The organism is Actinomycetota bacterium (genome assembly GCA_035697485.1).
Classification (GTDB): domain Bacteria; phylum Actinomycetota; class UBA4738; order UBA4738; family HRBIN12; genus JAOUEA01.
The window spans coordinates 1-24184 of the sequence record DASSCU010000010.1 but is presented as its reverse complement, the minus strand read 5'-3'; the positions used below and the strand labels follow the sequence as shown (position 1 = coordinate 24184).

32 protein-coding genes and 4 tRNA genes are annotated in these 24184 nt (G+C 67.5%); 15 read left to right on the top strand and 21 right to left on the bottom strand.

Annotated elements, in window-relative coordinates:
• Positions 1-291, top strand: a 291-nt coding sequence (locus tag VFI59_02285; GenBank protein ID HET6712521.1) for a hypothetical protein, incomplete at its 5' end; no start/stop codon positions are given.
• Positions 292-402: 111 nt separating this feature from the next.
• Here VFI59_02285 and VFI59_02280 read toward each other — a convergent pair.
• The gene (locus tag VFI59_02280) at positions 403-741 is read right to left on the bottom strand and encodes an STAS domain-containing protein (protein ID HET6712520.1); all 339 of its coding nucleotides are present in this window, start codon (positions 739-741) and stop codon (positions 403-405) included.
• Between the two features lie 151 nt (positions 742-892).
• Here VFI59_02280 and VFI59_02275 point away from each other — a divergent pair, with 151 nt between their 5' ends.
• Positions 893-1477 carry a WhiB family transcriptional regulator gene (locus tag VFI59_02275; protein HET6712519.1) on the top strand — a complete coding sequence of 195 codons (585 nt, stop codon included), beginning with the start codon at positions 893-895 and terminating at the stop codon, positions 1475-1477.
• 236 nt (positions 1478-1713) lie between these two features.
• On the opposite strand, the gene VFI59_02270 is transcribed toward VFI59_02275, so the two are convergent.
• The 3 genes from VFI59_02270 to VFI59_02260 form a co-directional block, all read right to left on the bottom strand.
• On the bottom strand, positions 1714-2244 hold the full coding sequence (locus VFI59_02270) for a hypothetical protein (GenBank protein ID HET6712518.1): 531 nt from the start codon (positions 2242-2244) through the stop codon (positions 1714-1716).
• Between the two features lie 131 nt (positions 2245-2375).
• Positions 2376-2606, bottom strand: a complete 231-nt coding sequence (locus VFI59_02265) for a hypothetical protein (protein ID HET6712517.1) — start codon at positions 2604-2606, stop codon at positions 2376-2378.
• Between the two features lie 11 nt (positions 2607-2617).
• Positions 2618-3178, bottom strand: a complete 561-nt coding sequence (locus VFI59_02260; GenBank protein HET6712516.1) for a hypothetical protein — start codon at positions 3176-3178, stop codon at positions 2618-2620.
• 581 nt (positions 3179-3759) lie between these two features.
• Here VFI59_02260 and VFI59_02255 point away from each other — a divergent pair.
• The gene (locus VFI59_02255; protein ID HET6712515.1) at positions 3760-3927 is read left to right on the top strand and encodes a hypothetical protein; all 168 of its coding nucleotides are present in this window, start codon (positions 3760-3762) and stop codon (positions 3925-3927) included.
• A gap of 272 nt (positions 3928-4199) precedes the next feature.
• Here VFI59_02255 and VFI59_02250 read toward each other — a convergent pair whose 3' ends face one another.
• Both VFI59_02250 and VFI59_02245 read right to left on the bottom strand, forming a co-directional pair.
• A complete protein-coding gene (locus VFI59_02250; protein HET6712514.1) occupies positions 4200-4541 on the bottom strand; it encodes a hypothetical protein in 342 nt (113 codons plus the stop codon).
• Between the two features lie 137 nt (positions 4542-4678).
• Positions 4679-4825 (bottom strand): hypothetical protein, encoded by a 147-nt coding sequence (locus VFI59_02245; GenBank protein ID HET6712513.1) that lies wholly within the window; start codon positions 4823-4825, stop codon positions 4679-4681.
• A 551-nt stretch (positions 4826-5376) separates the two neighbouring features.
• On the opposite strand from VFI59_02245, the gene VFI59_02240 reads away from it, so the two are divergent.
• On the top strand, positions 5377-5793 hold the full coding sequence (locus VFI59_02240) for a hypothetical protein (protein ID HET6712512.1): 417 nt from the start codon (positions 5377-5379) through the stop codon (positions 5791-5793).
• Positions 5794-5873: 80 nt separating this feature from the next.
• Here the strand turns inward: VFI59_02240 and VFI59_02235 are convergent, their stop codons facing one another.
• Entirely contained in the window at positions 5874-6107 is a 234-nt protein-coding gene (locus VFI59_02235) for a hypothetical protein (GenBank protein ID HET6712511.1), read from the bottom strand.
• A 291-nt stretch (positions 6108-6398) separates the two neighbouring features.
• Here VFI59_02235 and VFI59_02230 point away from each other — a divergent pair, with 291 nt between their 5' ends.
• Positions 6399-6617, top strand: coding sequence for a hypothetical protein (locus VFI59_02230; GenBank protein HET6712510.1), 219 nt, complete (start codon positions 6399-6401; stop codon positions 6615-6617).
• An 859-nt stretch (positions 6618-7476) separates the two neighbouring features.
• Here VFI59_02230 and VFI59_02225 read toward each other — a convergent pair.
• The 4 genes from VFI59_02225 to VFI59_02210 form a co-directional block, all read right to left on the bottom strand.
• Positions 7477-7740, bottom strand: a complete 264-nt coding sequence (locus VFI59_02225) for an LPXTG cell wall anchor domain-containing protein (GenBank protein ID HET6712509.1) — start codon at positions 7738-7740, stop codon at positions 7477-7479.
• Between the two features lie 375 nt (positions 7741-8115).
• Positions 8116-8355 (bottom strand): hypothetical protein, encoded by a 240-nt coding sequence (locus tag VFI59_02220; GenBank protein ID HET6712508.1) that lies wholly within the window; start codon positions 8353-8355, stop codon positions 8116-8118.
• 53 nt (positions 8356-8408) lie between these two features.
• Positions 8409-8639: a hypothetical protein gene (locus VFI59_02215; protein HET6712507.1), complete on the bottom strand. Its 231-nt coding sequence runs from the start codon at positions 8637-8639 to the stop codon at positions 8409-8411.
• Between the two features lie 20 nt (positions 8640-8659).
• Complete coding sequence (locus VFI59_02210) at positions 8660-8947, bottom strand: R3H domain-containing nucleic acid-binding protein (protein HET6712506.1); 288 nt, start codon at positions 8945-8947, stop codon at positions 8660-8662.
• Between the two features lie 1046 nt (positions 8948-9993).
• Between VFI59_02210 and VFI59_02205 the strand changes: the two genes are divergently transcribed.
• Together VFI59_02205 and VFI59_02200 are read left to right on the top strand one after the other, a co-directional pair.
• Entirely contained in the window at positions 9994-10182 is a 189-nt protein-coding gene (locus tag VFI59_02205) for a hypothetical protein (protein ID HET6712505.1), read from the top strand.
• A 205-nt stretch (positions 10183-10387) separates the two neighbouring features.
• Positions 10388-10798, top strand: a complete 411-nt coding sequence (locus VFI59_02200) for a hypothetical protein (GenBank protein ID HET6712504.1) — start codon at positions 10388-10390, stop codon at positions 10796-10798.
• 7 nt (positions 10799-10805) lie between these two features.
• Here VFI59_02200 and VFI59_02195 read toward each other — a convergent pair whose 3' ends face one another.
• Positions 10806-11666 carry a PhzF family phenazine biosynthesis protein gene (locus tag VFI59_02195; GenBank protein HET6712503.1) on the bottom strand — a complete coding sequence of 287 codons (861 nt, stop codon included), beginning with the start codon at positions 11664-11666 and terminating at the stop codon, positions 10806-10808.
• 60 nt (positions 11667-11726) lie between these two features.
• On the opposite strand from VFI59_02195, the gene VFI59_02190 reads away from it, so the two are divergent.
• Positions 11727-11797 (top strand) — tRNA-Gly (locus VFI59_02190).
• A gap of 58 nt (positions 11798-11855) precedes the next feature.
• Here VFI59_02190 and VFI59_02185 read toward each other — a convergent pair.
• Positions 11856-12275: a DUF5684 domain-containing protein gene (locus VFI59_02185; protein ID HET6712502.1), complete on the bottom strand. Its 420-nt coding sequence runs from the start codon at positions 12273-12275 to the stop codon at positions 11856-11858.
• Positions 12276-12413: 138 nt separating this feature from the next.
• Here VFI59_02185 and VFI59_02180 point away from each other — a divergent pair.
• Together VFI59_02180 and VFI59_02175 are read left to right on the top strand one after the other, a co-directional pair.
• A tRNA-Arg gene (locus VFI59_02180) sits at positions 12414-12486 on the top strand.
• 160 nt (positions 12487-12646) lie between these two features.
• Positions 12647-13057: a hypothetical protein gene (locus VFI59_02175; protein HET6712501.1), complete on the top strand. Its 411-nt coding sequence runs from the start codon at positions 12647-12649 to the stop codon at positions 13055-13057.
• 20 nt (positions 13058-13077) lie between these two features.
• Here the strand turns inward: VFI59_02175 and VFI59_02170 are convergent, their stop codons facing one another.
• The 3 genes from VFI59_02170 to purE are packed head-to-tail and all read right to left on the bottom strand — an operon-like array spanning position 13078 to position 15156.
• Positions 13078-13542, bottom strand: a complete 465-nt coding sequence (locus tag VFI59_02170) for a hypothetical protein (GenBank protein HET6712500.1) — start codon at positions 13540-13542, stop codon at positions 13078-13080.
• Positions 13543-13553: 11 nt separating this feature from the next.
• Entirely contained in the window at positions 13554-14657 is a 1104-nt protein-coding gene (locus VFI59_02165; protein ID HET6712499.1) for a 5-(carboxyamino)imidazole ribonucleotide synthase, read from the bottom strand.
• 7 nt (positions 14658-14664) lie between these two features.
• Positions 14665-15156 carry a 5-(carboxyamino)imidazole ribonucleotide mutase gene (gene purE / locus VFI59_02160; protein ID HET6712498.1) on the bottom strand — a complete coding sequence of 164 codons (492 nt, stop codon included), beginning with the start codon at positions 15154-15156 and terminating at the stop codon, positions 14665-14667.
• Positions 15157-15280: 124 nt separating this feature from the next.
• Here purE and VFI59_02155 point away from each other — a divergent pair, with 124 nt between their 5' ends.
• Positions 15281-15823, top strand: a complete 543-nt coding sequence (locus VFI59_02155; protein ID HET6712497.1) for a hypothetical protein — start codon at positions 15281-15283, stop codon at positions 15821-15823.
• Between the two features lie 12 nt (positions 15824-15835).
• On the opposite strand, the gene VFI59_02150 is transcribed toward VFI59_02155, so the two are convergent.
• The gene (locus VFI59_02150) at positions 15836-16591 is read right to left on the bottom strand and encodes an ion channel (GenBank protein HET6712496.1); all 756 of its coding nucleotides are present in this window, start codon (positions 16589-16591) and stop codon (positions 15836-15838) included.
• A gap of 23 nt (positions 16592-16614) precedes the next feature.
• Positions 16615-17817, bottom strand: a complete 1203-nt coding sequence (locus VFI59_02145; GenBank protein ID HET6712495.1) for a crosslink repair DNA glycosylase YcaQ family protein — start codon at positions 17815-17817, stop codon at positions 16615-16617.
• Between the two features lie 29 nt (positions 17818-17846).
• Here VFI59_02145 and VFI59_02140 point away from each other — a divergent pair, with 29 nt between their 5' ends.
• Positions 17847-18662: a hypothetical protein gene (locus VFI59_02140; protein ID HET6712494.1), complete on the top strand. Its 816-nt coding sequence runs from the start codon at positions 17847-17849 to the stop codon at positions 18660-18662.
• Here the strand turns inward: VFI59_02140 and VFI59_02135 are convergent.
• Both VFI59_02135 and VFI59_02130 read right to left on the bottom strand, forming a co-directional pair.
• Positions 18659-20032 (bottom strand): aspartate aminotransferase family protein, encoded by a 1374-nt coding sequence (locus VFI59_02135; GenBank protein ID HET6712493.1) that lies wholly within the window; start codon positions 20030-20032, stop codon positions 18659-18661. The genes VFI59_02140 and VFI59_02135 overlap by 4 nt on opposite strands.
• Before the next feature lie 36 nt (positions 20033-20068).
• Complete coding sequence (locus tag VFI59_02130; protein ID HET6712492.1) at positions 20069-21439, bottom strand: aspartate aminotransferase family protein; 1371 nt, start codon at positions 21437-21439, stop codon at positions 20069-20071.
• Between the two features lie 196 nt (positions 21440-21635).
• Between VFI59_02130 and VFI59_02125 the strand changes: the two genes are divergently transcribed.
• The 3 genes from VFI59_02125 (at position 21636) to VFI59_02115 (ending at position 23866) form a co-directional block, all read left to right on the top strand.
• Complete coding sequence (locus tag VFI59_02125; GenBank protein ID HET6712491.1) at positions 21636-23636, top strand: spermidine synthase; 2001 nt, start codon at positions 21636-21638, stop codon at positions 23634-23636.
• Between the two features lie 12 nt (positions 23637-23648).
• A tRNA-His gene (locus VFI59_02120) sits at positions 23649-23726 on the top strand.
• A 63-nt stretch (positions 23727-23789) separates the two neighbouring features.
• Positions 23790-23866: transfer RNA gene (locus VFI59_02115), tRNA-Lys, on the top strand.
• On the opposite strand, the gene VFI59_02110 is transcribed toward VFI59_02115, so the two are convergent.
• Positions 23845-24184, bottom strand: a 340-nt coding sequence (locus VFI59_02110) for a hypothetical protein (GenBank protein HET6712490.1), incomplete at its 5' end; no start/stop codon positions are given. The two genes, VFI59_02115 and VFI59_02110, sit on opposite strands and share 22 nt — an antisense overlap.

Sequence of the window (24184 nt, the reverse complement as noted above, 5' to 3'; positions counted from 1 at the left end):
GTCGGCCGCGAAGCTTTGTTCGTCGTCGACGGCGCGACGAGCGAGGAGGTCGGTCAGGCACGCGTCGCGCTGGCAGGCGAGCCCGCCGAGCCCGTCGACGATTCGCGGATCGTGCTTCCCGGTCAACTCACGGCCGCGAGCCCGCATGCGCTGGTCGTGACGGCCGAAGCCCACTTCACGCTCGAGGACGGCTCCCTCGTGCGGGTACACGCAGGTGAGATCGTCGACGACCGCGAGGCGTGGGTCGTGAAGGCGCGGAAGGCGCGGCGAGGCCTCTTCCGCAAGCCGTGACGTGATGATCTCGGGGGGTCCCCTCAGACGCTCCTCGAGTAAGGGCCGGGCGGCCCGCCGGCGGGTGTTCTCCCTTCTGCTCGTCGGCGGGTCCCTCCGGTCGGTAGTGGGTCAGTTTGAATCTGAGGGGTGATCCTGGGCGTCAGTTTCGAGGAGGTCGTTGGCGCCGGCGACGGTGAGTAGCCGGTGCGCGGCGCGCGACGGGTTGCGGAGGACTAGTGAGCCGCCGTTCTCTGTGAGTCGACCGCGCGCTTGGACAAGCACGTGCAGGGCCGACGAGTCCATGAACTCGACGTCGGAGAGGTCCAAAACGATGGTCTGCTCCGGACCCATGTGGGGTTCGATGGCGTCTCGCAGCCGTCCCGCGGTCGCCATGTCGATCTCGCCGCGGACGTGGATGACCGTCGCCTCGTCCGTTGCGTTGACCTCGGTCGAGAAGCCTTGGGCCATCAACCGGAATTTAGCGGCGTGTCGGGCGGGTGGCAATTCTCCGTTGGTCCCGGGTGTTGTCTCGGCTGAAGTACGTCAACGGGGGGACTCATTCAAAACGGACCCACTACCCCCCGGTCGACCCCCTTGATTCGCACCCCAGCGTGGGGCGGTGCCCGGGGAATTTCGCCTTCAACGCGTGTCTCCGAGCGTCGTTCCATCCGTGCTCGATGCGATCTTCGGACGCGGGCGATCGTGGGTCCGTGACGCACTCTGCGCTCAACCGCCGTACGACGAGTGGAACTTCATCCCCGAATCTTCCGGATCGTACGGCGCCAGCCTCCGTCACGCACCCTCGACCGTCGTGTCCGCGTTCGAGGTCTGCGCGGGATGCCCCGTCCGTCGTCAGTGTCTGCTCGACGCCCTCGGCGAAGAGGAGTTCACCGTCACCGGAGGCTTCGGTGGGACAACAACAGCCGAACGCCGCGCCGCGTTGAACGAGGTCGCCGGCGAGCTGGCGGACGAGCCAAGGCCGATCGAGCTCGGCCGCGACGACCGCCGGACCTACACGTCGGCCGCCAGGACTCGCCGACTCACCGGGCATAATTCGATTCGCCGCTACGGCATCGACCGCACCCGACTGGCTGAGATGACAGCCGACAGACTCGAGGCATCGTTCGAGCGCCGCCTGCGCAGATGGCGCGCTCTGCAGCACGCTAAACCGCGGAACAAGGCTTCCCGGGTATTGCTTCGCTAGGTTTCGTGGTACCCCGCCCCGGGTACATCTTGTCGGTCGTCGGGACCCCTCAACTCCCCGGCGATAACCGCTCCAATCCGACGGAGCCCAGAGGACGGCCGCTTGGGCGGCCGTCCTCTTCTTGTGACCAGGCGAGTCTCGATCGCGTCCACTCTGGTCTGGTCTGGGCCATTCCCAGCCATGACAAAGCCCCGGCTGCTCGCCGGGGCCCTGCCTGCTGTCGTGTGAAGGGTTGATCAGGCGAGACGACGGTTCCTGCCCACGTCACCTTCGCCTTTGTCGTCCCAGGTCGCCCTGTCCGACCCGCTGCGCAGTAGGGCGATGAGTGAGCCAGCCATCGCGATCAACGCACCGGCTGCTGCCACGTACAGGCCCACGTCCGGGGAGCGCTCATCCGACGCGAGGTAGACCCACAAACTCACCACGGTGACAAGCGCGACGGTGGACAGGGTGACGCCAAGCAGATCCGCGTCGAACCAGGTGCCCACCCGCTTGTTCGCCGCCATCACGATGCCCATGACGAGCATCGCCGCGCCGATCGCGAGAGCGATGCGCCCGTCCGGGAGCTGAAACCCGTTCGGATCGGTGATGGCCAGCTCTCGTCCGTCGATCCAGTCCAGGAACGACGCGACGATGAGGATGAGCGAGCCGACGATCAGAGCGGGTGCAGCGGTACTGCTGCGGCTCGTCCGGCGATCCTTCACCCTCCGATGGTCTTCATCATCCGTCACCCGAATCTTCGGGTCTTCGTGCTCTGTCCTCTGCATTACTTTCCTCCGTCTTTCCCGATAATGGAGCGGTCGGATGGCTGATACCCGAACAACCCTGTCCCAAACGATTGGCGAATGGTGGGGAGGCGGTCCAGAGTGCTCACGCACTCCGCGATCGGCGATGACCTTCACGACTCGGCGGACGTCCAGGTCTTCGGCTGTGCGTTCCGCCACCGCTCCACGTCCTTGCGTCGCCAGAAGCGATGCCGTCCGATCACGTTCGCCGGCTTCGGGAAGTCATCGCGCTCGGTGACGATATGGCTCACGCGCTGCTTGGTCACGCCGAGGATCGGGGCGATGTCGATGACGCGCACGTAGCCCTGCCCGACCAGCGCGCGAAGCTCGGCTGACTCCGGCACGCTTGTTCGTTCTACGGCGCGGCGACCACCGCGAGCTCGCCGCGCCGATCGATCTCGAGGAACGTCACACCTTCAGGAAGGGATGTGCGGGTGATCCGTGCGAGCCTCGATCCGTCTCGATCGGCCGACCAGTCAACGACTCCCGTCGTGCAGAGCTGAGCCTGATCGTCCTCGGTCAAGCTCGCATAGTTCAACTCGAACGTTCCCTCGGCGGAACCGAATCGCACGGTCCCGGCGAGGTGGAAGGATTTGTGGGACGGCGCTGACGGTTGCGGGCGCCTGTCGAGTTGGAACTCCCCGCTCTCGCCGAGGCGTAGCCGCCGCGGGGAGAAGCCGACCCCGTGCAACGAACCGGTCGTGCCGTCCTCACAGGTCACGGTGAAGAAGATGAGGAAGCTGCGGAGGAAGCGGCGCCCGCTCTCACGTTTCAAGATCTCCAGACGAACCGGCTCGGCCTGGGAGGTTTCACCGCGGTAAGTGATGATCTGGCCCGCCGACGCTGAACCGACGAGCGTGACGACGAGCATCGCGGTCAAAGTGAGCACGAGAGCGCACCGAGCGAGGTTCTTCATCCGTTCCTCCGGTTCCGTTGGTGGGCAACCATCCTGGGGCCGTCGGACACGGTGGTCAACGGGGGGCGAGCCTGGATTGGTCGAGACACGCAGGGACCCCCGAGCGACGAGAGCCCAGGGCCGAACCTTCGGGCCGCGCGACCCCCTGATGAAGGGACGGATGACCCATAGCGCCAGCGGGGACTGCCGATAGCGTCAGCGCGTGATCTACTTCGTGCGGCGCGCCTACGTCGTCGACCCACCAGTAACAGGGCCAGGGAGATCGAACGGATCCTCAGGAGGACCCTCACCCGGTGGCCTAACATCGACAGGGCGAGCGCGTTCGCCAAGCTCGTTGGCGACACCATCAAGGGGATCGTCATTGAGGTCGCCGTCGAGGCCTACGACCAGGCGGCGGCGTCGAAACAGGGTCGAAACGCGATCCGATCGGGGCTGCGGCGGGTGGGGGTCTCAACATCGGACCTGCGACTCGCAGATGGCCTCACGTCGGCGGCGGCTCCCGACAGAGGGTTGAGAACCGGGGTCGGGTGAGTCGGCCGAGATCCTCGGGGTAGAGTCGGCGCAATCGAGAGGGGAATGCGATGGAGCGGCTACGGGTGGCGGTACTGCCGCTATTGGTGTTCTTGGCAGCGTGCGAGGATGAGGGCAACGCCGGTGATGACAACCTGCTCACCGGTGGATCGCTGATCTTGGTACTTATCGTGGTCGCGATCGTCGCGTACTTCGTTCTGAAGCGACGCCGAGGGTAGGTCGCGCGAGGCGACCTCCGCGTTCCGGCCGCGCCTCCCGCCAGCCTGGGCCATGCTCCCGATCATCGTTCAGCACCTTCCACGTGACCGGGAGAGGATGGGGTTCCGCGAGGTAGAGATGGCGGGACGGCTGCACCTCACACTGAGGGAGTACCGGTCTCTCGAAGCGGGGGAGCTGCAGATCACCTTCGACCTGTACGAGCGTATCGTCGAGCCATGTGGATGGCCGCGGTAGTCCGCGCTCTGTGAGGTGCAGCACTCGGCGTGGGGATCTAGTCGGCAGGGCCGAGCCACCTCTCGACCTCGGTAAATGACCAGAGCGGCTCGAAAGACCCCAAGCGTGCGGGTGGGAAGTTCACTTGCTGGCCGACCACCTGGAGATCGTCCATCGTCAGATCACACACATCGAGCAAGCCGTCGAGGTCGAGGCCGCATTCCACACCCTTCTCTGTGAGAAGCCGGTAGCACTCACGCATGTCCTCGCTCAGTTCCCGTGAGTCTGGCGGCTCCTCAGTCACGACTTCGCGTCTAGTCACCCGCATGGAGTCCACTGCGTCGCGCACCTTACGCAGGTGCTCGCTCAGTTCACGTGAGTCTGGCGGCTCCTCAGTCACGACTCTGAGTCTAGGACCCATACAGATGGCGGGCCGGCTGGGGCTCACGCTCGCCGAGTACCGAGCGTTCGAACGAGGGACCTGATGAAGTCGAACGACCTGTACGAGCGGATCGTCGAGCTGTGCGGATGGCCGCGTTAGTGAACCGGCGTCGCGCTCGCCTCGAGCGAGTCGCGCACGGCTTGCCGCGTCACCTCACCGCCCGCCTCGAGTTCGTCGAGCATGTCGCACCAGTCCGTAAACGACGAATCCTGGCGTAGGCGCTCACGCACTGCATCGCGCACGTCCTCGGGGCAGTGGAGATAACCCAGCAACTCGGCCCGGAGCCAAGGCGAGACCGTCTGCGGGCTATCCAGGAGACTGCGGGCTGAAAAGGACATGGCCCACGAGATGTACCCACGAGCAGCCCGCACCATGCACTCTGTCCGATGTTTGCTCCTACGAACGGATCGTGGAACTGTGCGGTTGGCCCGGCTAAGACGAGGGTCCGGCATGCGAGGGGGGCCCAGCGTGCACAGGAGCCTTCGCGTGGGCCGGAGGTCCAGCGTGGGCCGGAGGTCCAGCGTGGGCCGGGGGTGTTGGGTCTGAACCTGGGCCCAGCTCATCCGTCGGTCGATGGGTTGCTGTCGCCGGCGGCGGCTGGATCCCTGGCGAGCTGAGTCCAGCCTTGTCATGCTCGTCATCCGACCTGGCATCCCCGACGGGACGCGAGAATTCCGGTGCCTCAATCACGAATAGCGAGGGTCCCCCCCAGCCGAGGCCGTTCTCGGAGGCGGCGCTGACCCCTTCCCTCGCTGACGAAGGCCACAAGACGTTGCAGCCGACGAAGAGCACCGTGGCCGCCGCCGGGATCCCTAGCATCACCTTTGGCCTCGCAGGCCATTGCGGACGGCGAATGAGCCATGCGACGGTCAAGACGGTAAGACCGCTGCAAATCACGAGCGCGGCAATCGCGATTGGTGCGATGGGGGCCTGCGAATCCGTCAGCACAAGCTCCCGTCTACCCGCCGCCCGTCCGTCCTACACCGGACCGCTCCTCGGAGATCCTCAACTAGTCTCACCGCGATGGCTAGCGCGATCCCGCCTGGCGCTCCGCGATGACCTGATCGCGTTCCTGCTATGCGACTCCGCCGACATCATCGCCGAGCTGCTGGTCCGCAACCCTGGCATCGGTGACCTGCTGGCCGATCTGGAAGCCGACGACGACCTGCGGGCACGGCTGGAGATAGAACGACTGGAGGCCAGAGGCTGACTCTCCGCGCTCGAAGCCGGCGACCTGCACATCACGAACGACCTGTACGAGCGCATCGTTGAGCTGTGCGGGTGGCCGCGTTAATGAGCCGACCTTGCGGTCGCCTTGAGCGAGTCGCGCACGGCTTGCCGCATCACCTCACCGCCCGCCTCGAGTTCGTCGAGGAGGTCGCACCATTCCGTGAACGACGGATCCTGGCGTAGGCGCTCACGCACCGCATCCCGCACGTCCTCGGGGCAGCGGAGATATCCCAGCAGCTCGGCCCAGAACGCCTGCGGGTTGTCTTCCAGGAGAGCGCGGGCTGAGAAGGACATCGCGGACGATCCTACCCACGAGCCGCCCGCGCCATGCATATCCGCAGATCGTCACTCCCTGCGGTCCGCAGGCGGCGTCGCGATCGTCGAGACGTGAGCCGCGCCGCCTAACCCCTTTCGGTGTCGCAGTGGCTCACGCTGGGCGCGGACGGGCAGCGCGACGCGCCGTCCGCATCCAGTACCACCTCGCCTTCGTTTCGGACGAAGGTCTTGGCGCGGAGGCCGTGGCCCAAGTAGCATGCGCCATTCCGATTCTTCGGGCGAGTGTTCTTCAGGGACGGGGAGCCTGCGATGACCGACCAGTCGCACATCATGGACGTGGCCGCGGAGGCCAGTCTCACGTCATCCGAGGAGACCGTAGCCAAGGTCGAGATGGCTGTGGAGATGAACGAGGATCCCGCGGTTGCCGAGGTCCTCGAAGATGCGGCCATCGCTGCCGATGCCACCGTCTCGCGCGTCGGTTGGCTGCGGTCTCGTTTGAAGCGGCTCTGGCCTGAACGAGCCGTCTAACGTTCCTGCATCAGACCCTGAACTCGAACCACACGCGCCCAGGCGGCCCTGGCTCGAAGCCCCAGGTATCCGCCGACGCCTTAACCAGTGCGAGGCCGAACCCACCGGAGCGTCCCGCGGTGCCCGGTCGCTCGACGATATGCACACCACTTGCCGAAGTGGGCTGCTCGACCTCGACGTGAACGTGGTCATCATCCGCCTCGATACGGAGGTGGAGCAGGCCAGAGTTGGGCTGCATTCCTGCATGGCGCACCGCGTTGTTCACCAGTTCGCTGACGGCGAGCCGGGGGCCATCCGATCGCCCGTTGAGCGCTGGGGGCGGGATAGCCTCGTCCAAGGCAGCTCGGGCTAGTCGCCCGGCGCTGCGGTGCACCGGGAGGACTACTTCTCTGCGTAGGATGAGGCTTCCCTTCGCTTGAGCGTTCGCAGTATGTCTTCGCCGGTAAGAGCTTTCCCACGATCCTGCTCTGCAAACGATTCAAAGCGAGACGAGCATGGCTGGTGCCCCAGCCTTCAGCGGACTGCACGGGGGTCCAGCGTCCATCCACGAGCTCAGGGACCGGGCCGTCCTAGCCTCGGACTAACCTGAGCCATGCTCCCTATCCTGGTTCAGCACCTGCCACGTGACCGGGAGCGGATGGGCCTGCGAGAGATCGAGATGGCCGGACAGCTGCACCTGACGCTTCGTCAATATCGGAACCTCTAGGCCGGCGAGCTGCACATCACAAACGACCTGTACGAGCGGATCGTCGAGTTGTGCGGATGGCCGCGTTAGTGAACTGGCGTCGCGGCAAGATGCTCGAGGTAGCCATCGACGAGAGCCTGCAGGAGTGGATAGTCTCCTTTGGCCCCGGCGCCCCTATGACGCCTGCTTGGCCCGCCGGCGGGCCAACCACAGAGCGAGGAGCCCCGCTGCGACCAACGCGACCGCCACGATCACGGCCGTCGACGTGTCGCCACCCGTGAAGGCCGTCGCGTCCGCTCCACCGTTGCCGGCGACCCCTCCCGCACCCTCGACCACGTTCTCGGGCGGCGGGGACTCGGTGTAGTCAGCGAGTGCAGTGGTGGAGGCCATCGTCACGAAGGCGATGGCACTTGCCACCATCACGGCGATCTTCTTCATGTTCTTCACTTCCTTCCGGGTTTGTCAGGCTGATACGCCCAGGGCATGCCGCTCCACACTGAGCAGGTCGACCATGGAGGATGCGGCCTGATGGTCACGAGGGTGTCCCTGAGCCATGCGAGCCATGCGCGGGCGTCCGGCAAGGCCGTCGAGATCTCGTTCGGCGCGGTCGCCACGAGGATCTGCTCGAGGCGTTCACTGCGTTCCATTGCAAGTCATCTTCCCCACGACCGACCCGGGCGAAACCTCACCAGAGGTCGAGATGGCCGGATGTTGGACTTGACCCTGCGTCACTACCGGGACCTCGAAGCCAGAGAGCTGCACATCACGGAACGACCTGCAGGGGCGGATCGTCGAGCTGTGTGGATGGGCGCGTTAGTGAGCCGAGCTCGCGGTCGCCTCGAGCGAGTCGCGCACGGCTCGCATCTCCTCACCGCCCGCCTCGATCTCATCCAGGAGGTCGCACCAGCCCGCGAACGACGGACCCTCACGCAGACGCTGCCGCACTGCCTCCCGCACGTCCTCGGGGCAACGGAGATACCCCAGCAACTCGGCCCGGAGCCAAGGCGAGAACGCCTGTGGGTCGTCCAGGAGAGCACGGGCTGAGAAGAACATCACTGACATTCTTACCCACGAGCCGCCCGCACCATGTATTTCCGCCGGGTTGTTTACCCCCTGCGGCCGGCAGGCGGAGTCGGGATCGCCTCGAGCGAATCCCGCACGACCTCCCGCATGAGTGGCCCGCTCGCCTCGAGCTCGTCGAGCAGGTCGAGCCAGTCGGCGAGTCGCGGATCGGGCCGCAGGCGTTCGCGCTCCTCGGCGCGGGCCTCGTGGATGCATCGAAGGTGTCGCGCGAGGTCGGCGCGGAGGCGCGGCGGGAGGGTCTGCAGAGATTTCAAGACATGCTCGGAGTCATGCATCAGTGCCACTTAGCTGGATCGGGGCCGATGACAACGTGGCGCTTCCGCTTCTGCCCTTCGCTATGCGACTCGACACCAACGAATGCCTTCGCGGCCATGTGAGCTGTACGTCGTTCGAGGCTACCCATCGGCGGCAGGTGCTTGTCCTGCCCTGATTTCACGACCAGCGCACCTGATTCACGGACGAGCTGCGCAATTCGACGCCACTCTTCGTTCGGTTGCTCCTGGGTGAGGTAGTCAAGACCCCAGGGGTGCTCGCGACCAATCATCGCCACGTACTCGGCCACCGTCCTCGTAGCCTTCCGACCGTTGCACCGAGGGCAAGCGGGCACGAGGTTGTCCAGCGAGTTCGCACCGCCCCTGGCGAGCGGCAGCATGTGTTCCCGAACGAGCGGCCCACCGGCTCCGCAATAGAAGCATCGGTCACCCCACAGGATCGTCACGCTTGATGGAAGGCCGCCCCTCCGCCCATCTCGGCGGGTCGGGCTCGCCACCAGACCGCGTTCCTTTCTCCGTTCCACCGCCCCCACTAGGTCTGGACGAAGGGTCCCTTGCCCACGAGGCACGTCCGTACTGAAGCGTGCGGATCGCCCGGTCCGCGCAGACAATCGCCGAACGCTCCGTGTGCGAGGCATGACCGCAGCGTCAGACCCGGCGATTGGCGGCGTAAATCACCCCCGGATACCGGCGGTTGTAACTCCTGCTGCTCCGTCGCCACATCACGGACGAGGACTTGACTGTGCAAGGGTGCGAGTACGACCCCTTGGCTCCACACAGGAGACAGACCGACCCTCTCGCTGCTTCGCTGCCTCGGCCTTGGCCAATGGCTCGCGTCGTGCTCTCGCCCTCGCTTTGGCGTAGGAGATCGAGCCCCAGATTGCCAACGCCACAGCTAAGGCAACGAGGAGACCCAGCCAACATTCCACGTTGGGACAGGACAGTAGTCCGAGTGACCGCAGAGCAGGAAGAGCGACTCGTTGGCCAGGGGCCTGTGCCGCACATTCACTGGCGCACGGACTACCCTGGGCCGGATGATCGGTGCGATTGACCCGTTCTGGGCGAGCGTCGTCGGAACGCTCGTCGGGGGCACCATCGTCGTCACCGATCAGCTCGTGACCGGCTGGCTGGAATCCAAGCGCGGCGACCGACGTACCGCCCGGGAGCGGCGCATATCCGACCTCCTCCTCCTGCAGGAACTGGCCGGTGAATACGTCCATCTCGCCGGGGAACGGGTCCTCTGGGCAAGCACGCTCCCCGGCCCTTCTGGGCAAGCACGCTCCCCGGCCCTTCTGGTAGGACGCCCGTCGACGAGATCGCCGACCGCACCCGAGTCATGTTCAGGATGCGTGGCGCGACGGCCCGCATCGGCGATCCGACGCTCGATGAATGCGTGATCGACTTCCTCCAGGCGCTTGCCGACGAGTGGATCGAGAACAAGGCCAAAGATCCGGATGACGACACCCCGGCTGACGCCATCGCCGCCCTGCACGAACGGATCGGGCATCTGATGAGGGAGCTCTGAGCCACCGCACATAGCTGGGGGCTTCTCGCTCCCCCGCGAGCTGCAAACCTGCAGGTCAGGCACACCGTTCACGTCGGGATTCCCAAAGCAAGTGCGCTCCCAGGCTACGCTACGCCCCGTGGGCCCGATTGTAGGTGGCCAACGGCCGAGAACGGTACCGAAGGACCGATTGCGCGAGCCGAAGTAGCCCGTCTACCGTTGCGGCGTGCAGCTGCTTCCCCAGAACCGATCGACGATCTGGTACATGGCCCTCGTCGTTCTGCTCGTCGCGGGGCTCGCGATCGGCGTCGCGCTCTTCGTGCTGCAGACGCGGGGTCCGGTTGCCGACCCGGAATTCACCGTCGCCACCGCGCAGGCGGTCGACTGCCCGGTCGGCTCGGGCGTCCCCGTGTGCTACCGGTTCGACGTCACCAACACCGGTGGAGGCGATGGCGCGGTTCGGTGCGTCGTGGTGCCCGCGGACGCCGGGTCAGCGGTGTTCACCGCCAGCGGCACGACCGTCTACGAGAGCGACGGGCCGGTCGCGGTCGGCGACACGTACTCGCTCTACACCGAGGTCGAGGCCGCGGAAGGCGAGACCGTGGTGGAGCGACCGGCGGTCGCCTGCCAGGGCTGAGCCACGCTCAGAAGGAAAAGGTCCCCTCGCCCGTGGGTCGCACCGCGCCATCGACCTCGATCGCCCACGAGTCACCGTCGGCCCGGACCTGCACGTGGAGGAAGCTGGGTCGCCCGACCATCTCGCCTTGGGCGACCACCGCCCGGCCCGGCATGCCGGCGAGCCCGTGCCGCGAGAGATACGCGCCGAGAGGGCCTGCCGCCGAACCCGTCGCCGGATCCTCCCCGATCGCCGGGAACCGATCGAACATGCGCGCCATGACGTCGCCGTCGCCGCGCACCGTGAAGAGGTAGAGCGACTCGGCATCGGCCGCCGCACACACCGCGGTGCACGCTCTGGGATCGCGCTCCGCCGACCGCAGCGCCGACTCGTCGCGGACGGGCACCATCAGGTGCGCGATGCCGGCCGAGACCGCCACGACCGGCAGGTCCGCGATCAGGTCGGAAGCATCGAGGCCCGCGGCGGTCGCGACCGCGGCACGATCGTCGAACGGCTCGCCGAACGCCGACGGCAGCTGGTGCATCGTCGCGCGTCCGTTCGCGAGATCGACCTCGACCGGCACGTCGCCGGCGGCCGACGTCTGCACGAGCGAAGGCGCGACCCGCTCCTCGGCCACCATGACGAACGCCGTGCCGATCGTGGGGTGCCCAGCGAAGGCAAGCTCGGCGTCGGGGGTGAAGATGCGCACGTCGTAACCGTCGTCGCGCACCGCCGTCACGAACGTCGTCTCCGAGAATCCGATCTCGCGCGCAAGCGTGAGCATCGTGTCACCGCCGAGCCCATCGGGCACATCGGGCACCACGCAGAGCTGGTTGCCTGAGAACGGCGTCTCCGCGAACACGTCGAGCAGCCGGAAGGGGACCTTCATGGTGACGCAGTATCTCAGCGCGCATGGTTGCTAGGCTCTGCAGACGTGCCGAGGGCACCTGCGGGTGTAGCTCAATGGCAGAGTTCCAGCCTTCCAAGCTGGCTATGCGGGTTCGATTCCCGTCACCCGCTCCCACATGCGAGAGGGGCGGTCCGATGGACCGCCCCTCGTTCGCGGAACGTCGATCGATCAGGCCGGCGCCGGCGGCATCGCCGGCGGCGCGGAGCCACCTCCCGGCGCCGCGGCGGGGCCCCGGTACGTGGCGTCGCCGAACGCGAGGATCATGTAGAAGATCGGCGCGAAGAAGATCAGCCCGAGTGCGAATCCCGTTCCCTTGCCGAAGCTCTTCGCCAGGTCGATCGAGACGATGATCCAGATCACGAAGTTCACGAGCGGGATCAGGAAGAGGATCAGCCACCACCCGGGTCTGCCGACGATCTTCAGCAGTACCCAAACGTTGTAGATCGGGATGAGCGCTTTCCAGCCTTCCTCGCCCGCCTTCGTGTAGACGATCCACGCTGCGACCAGGTACACGACGATGAAGGCCACGTAGAGCAGCCACAGGATCGCCGATCCGCCTCCGTCGCTCGACTGCGCGAGCAGGTCCATCTCGTCTCCCCCTTCATGAGCAGGCGCGGCTCCGCGCCCGCGAGGACCGGCCCACGATAGGAGCGCACCCCCCGCGCGTGTGGGATTTCCGACTGGACGGCTCCAGGCGCCGAGACCCCCGCGCTAGGCTGTCCGGACGCGCCGGTAGCTCAGGGGACAGAGCGGCGGACTTCTAATCCGCGGGCCGGAGGTTCGAATCCTCCCCGGCGCGCACTGCCCGGCGCCACGATCACGCCCCTGGTACCCGCCCAGCGCACGTGGCAAGGAGCCCTCGTCGACGTCCATCCGAGTGAGGTCCAGACGACCCCCGTGCGTGGTCGCGCACGGTGCGACCATGAAGGTGGAGGTCGTTCGAAGGGAGGGGGACGACGATGCGACTCAACTGGAGGGATGGCGTGGCCGCAGTCTTCGCGGGGCTGATCGCGATGGTCGTGCTGGCGGTTTCGGGGTCCTGGGGGTGGCCGCTGCTGGAGAGTGACAGGACGGGGGTCGTCGCGCTGGTGTTGCTGGCCGTTCCGATGTGCGCCATCGGCGGCTATGCCTTCTGGGACAGCGTGGCGTTCAGGCATCCCGTCCTCGCCTTGCACGACCCGTTCCTTGCGGCGGACATGTTGCTCGGTCCCGTGGCGATCGCATTGATCGTCGGCGGGCTGATCGCCGGAACGCAGCCGTGGTTCCTTGGCCTGGCCGCGCTCATCGGTGCGAAGTGGCTGATCGCGACGGCCCGGCATGCGGTCGAGACGGCGCCGAGGATCCACCCTCACACCTCGGCCGTGCACTGAGAGTTTCAACGGCTCGGGACCTACACCCCGGGCTCCCCCTCGTCGGCCGCACGGTCGGATCGGCGCTGGTCGGCGCGGGACGCTCCGATCGCTCTGGCCGCGGCGAGCACGAGGAGCATCGCCTGCGCGATCTCGAGCATCAAGAGCACGACTGTCTGCCAGTGCCCGAAGTCGGGTACCGTCGCGAGGATCTGCGTGACGATGGTGATCGCGAGGCCGAGCGCCACCGCCGCGAAGACGCCACCCGAGACGCCAACAAGGTCGCGCTCCAGGAACACGATCCCGGCCGCCACCACCACGGCGTTGGTCCAGTACCCCAGGAGGAACTGGATCATCGCTCGCAGCGGGAAGCCCAACGAGAAGACGAACCCTGTCCCTTCCCCGCCGTACATCGGCAGGAGCGGGATGACGAAGGCGATCAGGGCGGCCGCGACGGCGGGACGGAAGATCGCGCGGCGGAGGTCTGGGCGGGGCACCGTTCGCATGGACGGGGATGCTAGTCCACCCGTGAGGCGAGGCTTCCCAGCACGGCCCGGAGCCGTTCCTCGAGCGTCGCCTCGTCGGCGGCACACACCGTGACGTGTCCCAGTTTGCGGCCGGGGCGAGGTTCCTTCCCGTAGTCATGCAGGTGTGCGCCGGGCACCGCGAGCACGGAGGCACGCTCGGGCATCTCGCCGATCACGTTCACCATGGCGCTCACCCCGACCGCATCCGTCGACCCGAGCGGCAGCCCGCAGACGGCGCGCAGATGGTTCTCGAACTGCGATGTCTCGGCACCCTCGATCGTCCAGTGCGCCGAGTTGTGCACCCGCGGCGCCATCTCGTTGCCGAGCAGCGAGTCCCCCACCTGGAACAACTCGATCGCGAGCACGCCCACGTACTCGAGCTCACCCATCAGCGAGAAGGCATGCGACTCGGCGGCGCGTTGCACGTGGGCGTCGAGGCCGGGTGCGGGCGCGCGGGTGCGACGCAGGATGCCGTCGCGGTGCTTGTTCTCCACGGCCGGATAAGCCGCTCTCGAGCCCTCGCTGCCGCGAACCGCGACGATCGACAGCTCGCGGTCGAAGTCGACGAGCGCCTCGAGCAGGCAGGGCACCTCTCCCAACGATCGCCAGGCGTCCTCGGCGAGCAGCGGGTCGCGGATCACCGCCTGTCCCTTGCCGTCGTAGCCCAGGCGCCGGGTCTTCAGCACCGCCGGCACGCCGATGCGCTCGAGCGCGTCGTCGAGGCCCTGCCACGAGTCCACGGCCGCGTACACCGGCACCGGCAGCCCGACGGCGGTGAAAAGCTCCTTCTCGGCCAGCCGGTCCTGCGCAGCCTCGAGCGCAGCCGCAGGCGGGAGCACGGGACGCAGCGCCTCGACGAAGCGCGCGGCTTCGACCGGCACGTTCTCGAACTCGTAGGTGACGACGTCGCATCGGCCAGCGAGCTCGGTGAGCCGGTCGCGGTCGTCGTACTCGCCCACGATCGCGGGGGCAACGCCGGCTGCGGGCGACCGAGGGGAGGGATCGAGCGTCACGCACCCGATGCCGAGCTCGTGGCCTGCGAGGGCGAGCATGCGGCCGAGTTGACCGCCGCCGACGATGCCGACGTCGGTCATGCCGGGCTCATCCGGCGGGATCGGGATGCTCGAGCACGGTCGCCGTCTGCTCGTCGCGGAAGCGCACGAGGCGTTCGAGCACCCCCTCGTCGTGCAGGGCGATCACCGACGCCGCCAACAGCGCCGCGTTCACCGCGCCCGATCGACCGATCGCCAGGGTGCCGACGGGCACGCCCGCCGGCATCTGCACGATCGACAGCAGTGAGTCCATGCCCTTCAGCGCATGCGACTCCACCGGCACGCCGAGCACCGGCAGGTGGGTCTTGGCCGCGACCATGCCGGGCAGGTGGGCGGCCCCACCGGCACCGGCGACGATCACCTGGAGACCGCGACCGGCTGCCGTGGACGCGTACTCGAACAACAGGTCGGGGGTGCGGTGCGCGCTCACCACGCGCGTCTCGACGGGCACACCGAGCTGCTCCAGGGTCTCGACGGCGTGTCGCATCGTCTCCCAGTCGCTCCGGGATCCCATGATCACGCCCACGATCGGCTCGGCCATCGTCCGCGCAGTCTAGGGCCCCGAGCCCCTTCCGGGCACGGCCCGCGCGTGAGAAGATGCGCTCGGCGCGCGGGCCCGTACCGCCGCCCGACGACCAACCCATGGAACAGGAGGAGTCCCCCCGATGCGCCGCTTCCTGCTCGTCCCGACGGCTCTCGTGCTACTGCTGGCGATCAGCGCCCCCGCGTGGGCCGACATCACCCTGAAGGAATCCGTCCCCAGGCGCGACCGCGCGAAGTTCGAGAAGGTCTGCGACGACGACGGCGCCCCGATCGACATCACCGCCTCCGACCGCCTGGAGCAACGCGCGACCAGCACCTTCAGCGACGAGCTCGTGCTGTACACGCGCACCATCTCCGGGAAACAGGTGACGGTCTTCGAGTGGGGGACGGACGGTCCCACGACCCCGATCGAGACGGTGGGCACCACCTCGATCACCCGCAACGACGACGGCACCTACACCCTGGTGCAGAAGGGCTCGGGCTTCTGGTTCGACGACGGGAGCTTCTCGGGCATCGCCGAGCTGGTGCGCTTCACCGGCACCGTGACCGCCGTCGGCGTCTACGACGCCAAGTCGTTCACGTTCCAGCCGATCTCCCGGACGTTCGGCGGCGTCACGGCGCCGATGTGCCCCATGCTCGAGGTCGGACTCAAAACCCGGCACTGACCACGGTCGACCTCACTGGTCGTCCTCGCTCGAGGCGCGGCGGCGTCGGCGGCCGAGGTTGCCGACCAGCAGCGCCACGGCCGTGATCAGGTAGATCTGCCCGAGCAGGGCCTCCATCGCGGCGGTGATGCGCATCGGATCAGCACGCATCGTGAGGTCGCCGTAGCCGACGGTCGTCAGCGTGATCAGGCTGAAGTACAGGGTGTCGGTGCTCGTGAACGACTCTTGCTGCACGAAGAGCCGTCCGTTCTCGAGGTGGCCCGCGACCGCGTACACGCCGGAGAAGATCATCCCGAAGAGCAGGTACACGCAGAGCGCGCCCATGATCGTGTTCCACGAGATCGTGAGGTGGGTCGACAGGCGTCGCACGATCGCGACCTGCACGGCCAGGAGCAACAGGGTCACGAACGCGGCGACCACCGCGCGGATCGTCGAGCCCTCGCTGCCGCGTGCGGCTGCGAAGGCGGTGGCGAACACGATCACGGGCACCACGGCGAGTGCGATCCACTGCCAGGACTTCGGGGCCTGGGAGGTGCGCATCGCGAACACGAGCATCAGACCGATCAGCGCCACCGAGACGAGACGCTCCCACTGATGCTCATCCAGGACGACGGTGGCGACGATCGTCACGGCGATCAGGATCAACAGCACCCCGTACCGATCGGCTCCGGCCAGCCGCTCCTGCCAGCTCAGCCGTCGCCGCTCACCCAGATCGCCCAGCAGGTCGACGACCTCGACCTCGTCATCGGCGTTGTCGAGCCCGTTCATCGGCGTACTCTACGCCCGCCGACTCACGCGTCGAACGACCGACGCCAACCCCGCGGCACCGGGCCCTCGACCCTGATCTCGCCGGCTCCCAGCCAGGTCGCGAGCTCGCGGATCGCACGAGCCGCCGCCGCCCCGTCGCGCTCGCCCGTGACCGGCTCGGCATGCACCGCCCGCACGTGCAGCACCCGTGTCGCCCGATCGAACCGTGGGTCGACACGTCCGATCAGGCGGTCTCCGTGCAGGATCGGCAAGACGAAGTACCCCCACCGTCGTTCCGCCTTCGGCACGTAGATCTCGAGGCGGAAGCGGAAGTCGAACAGCGCCTCGGTATGGTCACGGTCGCTCACGAGATCGTCGAACGGCGAGAGCACGACCGTGCGCGCCCTCCAGGAGCGCTCGAGCACCTCGGCGTGGGCGTACCAGTCACCCTTCGCGATGCCGTCGATCGTCACCGGCACCGCGATGCCGTCACGAACCAGCCGCTCGAGGGCACGCTCCCATCCGTCGGGCCGGCCGTCGAAGAGCCTGCCGAACTGCGCCGGCGTGCCCACGCCCCGGGCGCGCAACTGGCGCTCGACGGTCTCCCGGGCCACCTCGGCGGCCGGCCGACGGGGCTCCCGAACCGGCACGCTGCGTTCGGCCAGATCCCACAGGCGCTGCTGACCGTCCCGACCGACGATCATCACCTCGCCGCGATGCCAGAGCAGATCGAGCAGCGTCGCGACGTTGCGTCCCTCGTCGTTCCACCCCCCGGTGCGCCAGCCGTCGGCGACGCGGTCCTCGAGGTCTCGGGCCCGCAGCGGACCCCGACGCCGGAGCTCGGAGAGGACGTAGCGGCGGAACGACGCGTTGGCCGCGAGCCACTCGGCGACGTACCGGCGCCGGGCGAGCCCGCCGTGCGGTCCGCCCGAGGGGTAGCGCCGCATCGATTCCCGGTGCACCCAGAAGTCCCTCGTGGGAACGATGTGCACCCAGTACTCGAACAACGAGCGGTCGATCCACAGCAAGCGTTCCAGCTCGTCGACCCGGAAGCGACGCCCGAGCCGCGAGAACAGCACGAGATGCTCGGTGCGGGCGACGACCTGGGTGGGATCGAGCTGCACCATCGTGAGGTCGTGCACGACCTCGGCGATCGACGAAGGGCGTGGAGCGGCCAGACGCTGGCCCTGCACGCAGAGCCGTCGTGCCGCGCGCCGGTCGAGCCGGAGTGTGGTCGCACCGACCATCGGCGCGCAGTCTAGGCTTCGGCCCGGACATGCACCCCGCCGATCGACATCCCCACGTCGCGAACCTTCGGGTCCTCGACGTGTTCGCCGCCGCTCTGCGCCTCTACCGGGCAGAGCCGGCGCGCGTGGCCGGCGCTGCCCTCGTGCTGCTGCTCCCACCGGTCGCGCTCGGCATCGGGAGTGGACGACTCCTCGACGAGCTCAAGGACGGACCGCTCGACGACCGCTTGATCGCGGTCCTCGTCGTCGCGGTGATCGCGGCCCTGCTCACGAACCTCGGCACGATCGTGTACGCCGGCGTCCTCGACGAGCTGGTGGGATCGGTGATCCGCGACGGGCATCGGCCATCGATCGTCGAGGGAGTGCGGGCATTGCCGATCTGGCGTCTGGTCGGCGCCGACCTGGTCGTGGGTGTGCTCGTCGGGCTCGCGTCGGCGCTCGGGGTCGTGCCCGGCTTCATCCTGGTCGCGATGCTCGGCATCGTCGGCCCGGTCGTGAACATCGAGCGTGCTCGGGCGCTCCCGGCGGTTGCTCGCTCGCTGCGGCTCACCTCACGGCATCTGCTGCTCACCCTGCTGGCGATCGGTGTTCCGCTCGGGATCGAGATCGCCGCCCACCAGTGGCTCTTGCACGTTCGACACGAGGCCGACGTCCTGGTCGAGCTCGTGGTCTCGGTGCCGTTGATCCTCACCATGGGTGCGTTCGTCGGCCTAACGGAGGTCGAGCTGGCCTACGCGCTGCTGGCACGCGACGACGGCTCGTCGGTGGCCGTCATGGTGGCCGAGAGCGCGCCCGAAGACCCGTCCGTGGGCGGTCGGGACGATCCCTCGTCTGCGCTGGACTAGCGGGTGATCGCTTCGGCGAAGCTCTCGAAGTTCTCGACGTAGCGCTCGGCGTCGGCGTCGCTCATCACGATCGACGTCGTCCAGCTCTCCCACTTCGATCCGGGCGACTTGAAGACCCCCCGGTTCAGCTGCCAGAGCCACGCGAGCTGCGGCACGCGGTCGTCGATCTTCCAGAGGTCGCGGTACTCGTGGATCGGCGTCGTGCTCCAGTCGATCGAGCCCTTCGCGCCCAGCGTCTTCATCGAGGCCGGCAGACGGTAGCTCGCGATCACTTCCTCACAGCGGTGCAGGATCGCGTTGATCTCGTCCAGCCGCGCGTAAGCGGGCTTGGTGAGCACTTCGGTGAGGTTTGCCTTCGCCGCCGCCATCGTGAGCGGGTTGCCGTTGAACGTGCCCACTTGGTCGATGTCGCCGGCGATCACCCCGGCCATCGCTTCCTCGGTGCCGCCGATCGCGCCGCACGGCAGCCCGGCACCCAGCGCCTTCGCGAAGGCCACGAGATCGGGCTGCACGCCGAACGCCTCGATCGCGCCGCCCCACGCGACCGTGAAACCGGTCTTCACTTCGTCGTAGGCGAACATCGCCCCGTGCGTGTGGCAGGTCTCCTTCAGTCCGTCGAGGTAGCCGTTGTCGGGCAGGACCACGCCGCAATTCGTCATCACCGGCTCGATGATCATGCCGGCGATCTCGTCGCCTCGCTCGGCGAACACGCGCTGCGCGGACTCGAGATCGTTGAACGGCACGTTGACGACCGACTCGAGCGTGCCGGGGATCAGCCCGGCCGTCTGCGGTACGGAGTTCGGCCGTTCTCGCGGCCCCGCCTTGTCCTCGGGCGGGAACACGCTCACCATCAGCGCGTCGTGGTGCCCGTGGTAAGTGCCCTCGATCTTGACGATCAGGTCACGCCCGGTCGAGGCGCGCATGATGCGCACCGCGTCGAGCGTCGCCTCGGTCCCCGAGTTCCCGAAGCGCCAGTACGGGAGCCCGGTGCGTTCCGCGAGCTGCTCGGCCACCGGCAGGGCATCCTCGGTCGGCTGGGCGAAGTGCGTTCCCTTCGCCACCCGATCCCGCACGGCCTCCACGATCCTCGGGTGGGCGTGGCCCATCACCATCACGCCGTAGCCGTTGTGGTAGTCGACGTACTCGTTGCCGTCGATGTCCCAGACACGCGAGCCCTCGCCGCGGTCGACGTAGATCGGGTGCGGAGGCCAGGTCTGCCACGACGACGAGACGCCGCCGGGCAGATGGGTCCTCGCTTCCTCGCGATAGCTGAGCGAGCGCGCGTGCTTCTCGTCGAGTGCCGCTGTCTCTCGCTTCGTCAGCTCCTCGACCAGGCCGAGGTCGATCTCTACGGTCTCGGTGCTGCTCATCGCGGTTCCCCCATCGCTCGCTTCGTCGTCATCACGCTACGCCGTCACGGCCGTGGCGAACTCCTCGAAGTTGGCCACGTAGCGCGCGGCGTCGTCCTCGGTGTGCCACACCGACAGCGTCCAGGTCTCCTGCTTCGTCCACGGCGACTTGAAGACCCCACGGTTCTGCTGGAACAGCCATGCGAGGTAGCTGATGCGCTCGTCGATGCCGACGGCGTCGCGGTACTCGCGCACCGGATTCGTCGAGTAGATCACCGAGCCCTTCGCGCCCACGCCGCTCACGTACGCCGGCAGACCGGTCTTCTCGATCACCGATGTGAGACCGTCCTTCATCGCCTTGTCGATGCGGTTGAACCCCTCGTAGGCGTCGGGCACGAGCACCTCGAGCAGCGTGGCCTGCGAGGCGGCCATCGTCAGCGGGTTCCCGTTGAACGTGCCCGCCATGTCGTAGGTGCCGTCGATGATCGGCTGGTAGAGCTCGCGCGTTGCGCCGATCGCGCCGCACGGCGTGCCGCCCCCGATCGCCTTCGCCAGGCAGATGATGTCGGGCACGACGCCGAAAACCTCGCCGGCGCCGCCGTAGGCGAGCGTCGCGCCCGTCTTCACCTCGTCGTAGGCGAGGTAGGCCCCGTTCGCGTGGCAGAGGTCCTTCAGGCCCTGCAGGTAGCCGGGCTCGGGCAAGATCACGCCGCAGTTCATCATCGCTGGCTCGACGATCATGCCGGCGATCTTCCCCTCGTTCTCGGCGAAGACCCTGCGCGCGGCCTCCAGGTCGTTGAACGGCACGACACGCACGAGGTCGGCGAACGCCTGCGGGATGCCCATCGCCTGCGGCACCGTGTTCGGGTGATCGCGCGGCCCCATGTCGGCCTGGTCGGGCGCCACGGAAAACATCAGCGAGTCGTGGTGCCCGTGGTAGGTGCCCTCGATCTTCACGAGCACATCGCGGCCCGTGTTCGCACGCATCAGGCGTCCGGCCTCGAGCGTCGCCTCGGTGCCCGAGTTGCAGAAACGCCACAGCGGCAGCTGGAACCGCTCGGCGAGGTTCTCGCCGATCACGTCGAGATGCTTCGTCGGCTGGGCGAAGTGGGTGCCCAGCTCGGCCTGGCGCTGGATCGCCTCGACGATCTTCGGGTGCGCATGCCCGACCACCATCGCGCCATACCCGAGGTGGAAGTCGATGTACTCGTTCTGGTCGATGTCCCAGAGGTGGTTGCCCTTGCCGCGGTCGATGAAGATCGCGTGCGGCGGCGAGTCCTGCCAGCTGGACGCGACGCCGCCGGCCACGAACCGATCGGCGGTGGCGCGGTACTCGATCGACGCACGCCGGGTCGGCTCGAGCGCGGCTTCCTCACGCTGGATCAAGCTGTCGATCAGGCCCAGATCGAACTCGACCTGTGATGCCATGGTGCGATCTCCTCCTTCGAGGAACCGCCGCAGCCGCCCGCGAGGGCGGCGATTGAACGGCGATTCAAACTTGCCGGAGATGATACCCCAGGCTCGATCCCCTGGATAGGTCGGGCGTGAGAGGATGCTCCCTCTGGCAACCACACTCGATCCGACGACCGTCGCACCCCAGCCGCGCGACCGGGCGAACCCGGCGGTGCGACTCGTCCTCCTCTCCTGCCTGATGCTCTTCGTGGAGCTCGGGCTGATCCGCTACACGGGCGCCTACGTCGTCTACCTGTCGTTCTTCACCAACTTCGTCTTGCTCGCGAGCTTCCTCGGTGTTGGCGTGGGGTTCCTCCGAGCACGCTCATCGGCAGATCTCGCACGGTGGACCCCGTACGTGCTGCTGGCGCTCACGCTGTTCATCGCCTGCTTCCCGGTCAGCGCCGGTCGCATCGACGGTCAGCGGGTCCTGCAGGGGTCGTTCGGGCTGCCACCGCTGCCCATCTGGATCTCGCTCCCCGTGATCTTCGCGTTGTCGTTCGCCGTCATGGCATCGATCGCGCAGGGCGTCGCGAGGCTCTTCGCAGGGTTCAAGCCGCTCGAGGCCTACCGGCTGGACATCGCCGGCAGCGTGCTGGGCATCGTCGGCTTCTCCGCGATCTCGTTCCTCCTGGCGCCGCCCGTGGTCTGGGGCGTCGCCGTGGTGGCGCTCAGCCTGCTGGTCGATCGAGGCCGCCGATCGTGGGCGACGGTGGCGGCGGGGATCGCCATGGTCGCCGTGTTGGCGGCGCTGTCGCTCGCACCCGACACGTGGTGGTCCCCGTACTACCGCGTACACCTCGGCGACCAGGCAGGCCCGGGTTCGGTGGATCTGCGCGTGAACGGCCTTCCCCATCAGGAGATCACGCCGATCGGGGTACTCCGCTCGGACCAGCCGTTCCGCTACGACGTCTACGAGCACGACCCCGACAACCCGCTCGGTGACGTGCTGATCGTCGGTTCCGGCAGCGGCAACGACGTCGCGATCGCGCTCTCGCGCGGCGCGGACCACGTCGACGCCGTCGAGATCGACCCCGTGATCCAGGCGCTTGGACGCGATCGACATCCGGACCGGCCATACGACGATCCCGCGGTCGACGTGCACATCCAGGACGGGCGTGCGTTCCTCCACGACGCCGACCGGCGATACGACCTGATCCTGTTCGCCCTGCCCGACTCGCACACGTTGATCGCAGGACAGGCGTCGTTGCGGCTCGAGAGCTACCTGTTCACCGAGGAGGCGATGCGGGAGGTCAGGGACCACCTGGAGCCCGGCGGCACGCTCGGGATGTACCACTTCTACACGCCGACCGTGATCGACCGGTACGCGGGCACCCTCGATGAGGTCTTCGGCCACCCGCCGTGCATCGACGAACGGACCCGCGTCGGTGTCCGGTACCAGACGGTACTCACCATCAACACCGACCCCGACGGCCTCACGTGCGACACGCCCTGGGTAGCGAGCGGACCCGTGCCCGCGCCGGATTCCGACGATCACCCGTTCCCCTACCTCATGCGTCGCACGATCCCGACGCAGTACGTGGTGAGCCTCGCCCTGATCCTGCTCGCGTCGGCGGCCGTCGTGCGCGTGGCCGCCGGCCCGTTCCGGCCGATGGCCGGGTACCTGGACCTGTTCTTCATGGGAGCGGCGTTCTTGCTGCTCGAGACGAAGAACGTCGTGCAGTTCGCGCTGCTGTTCGGCACGACGTGGTTCGTCAACGCTCTGGTGTTCGGGGGCATCCTGCTCACCGTTCTCGCGGCGGTCGAGGTCGCGAAGCGGGTCTCGTTCCGCCGACCGTCGTGGTTGTTCGCGCCCCTGTTCGTCTCGCTCGCGGTCGCCTGGGCCGTGCCCCAAGAGGCGCTCCTGGCGCTCTCGTTCACGCCACGCTTCGTCGCTGCGACGACGCTCGCGTTCGCGCCGGTGTTCTTCGCGAACCTGGTGTTCGCCGAGCGGTTCCGCCGGGTCGGATCCTCCACGATCGCGTTCGGCACGAACTTGCTCGGAGCCATGGTCGGCGGGGTGCTCGAGTACTCGGCGCTCGTCGTCGGATACCGATCCCTGCTCGTGGTCGCAGCGGTCCTCTACATGGCCGCGTGGGTCTTCGGCCGTGGGACGCTCCTCGACGTCGACCGGGGTGCTCGCGAGGTCGAGGAACCCGTTGGTATCGTGTGAGATGCAAACGTGGTGGGTGTAGCTCAGCTCGGTTAGAGCGCCTGGTTGTGGTCCAGGAGGCCGCGGGTTCAAATCCCGTCACTCACCCCAAAGCACGCCGCTCCATGGCTGCGTCGCCCGGCACCTCAGGTTTGGCCGTTGGTAAGCTTCGGCGGGCCTCTAGCTCAATTCGGCAGAGCAACGGACTCTTAATCCGCAGGTTCGGGGTTCAAGTCCCCGGGGGCCCACCACACGTGACCAGCGGAACACTCGCACCCGGTCGCGATGTCGCTCTTGATCGCTCGCGCACCCACGTCCAGACCTGAGGTAAGGCGACGAGGGGTGCGTAGTGACCGCCGTCGAGCACGCGAAGCTCGGCGGCCTCGATGTTCCCCGCGAGCCATCGGCCGTGCGCAAGCGGGGACGCCGTGTCGTCGCGGCCGTGCCAGATGCTCACGGGAAGTGAGATCGATTCTGGACCGAAGCCCCACGGCTCCGCGTAGGCGAACGAGTCGTCGAGCCATCCTTCACTGGAAACCACCACGGCTTCTCGCATCGCGTCCGCGACA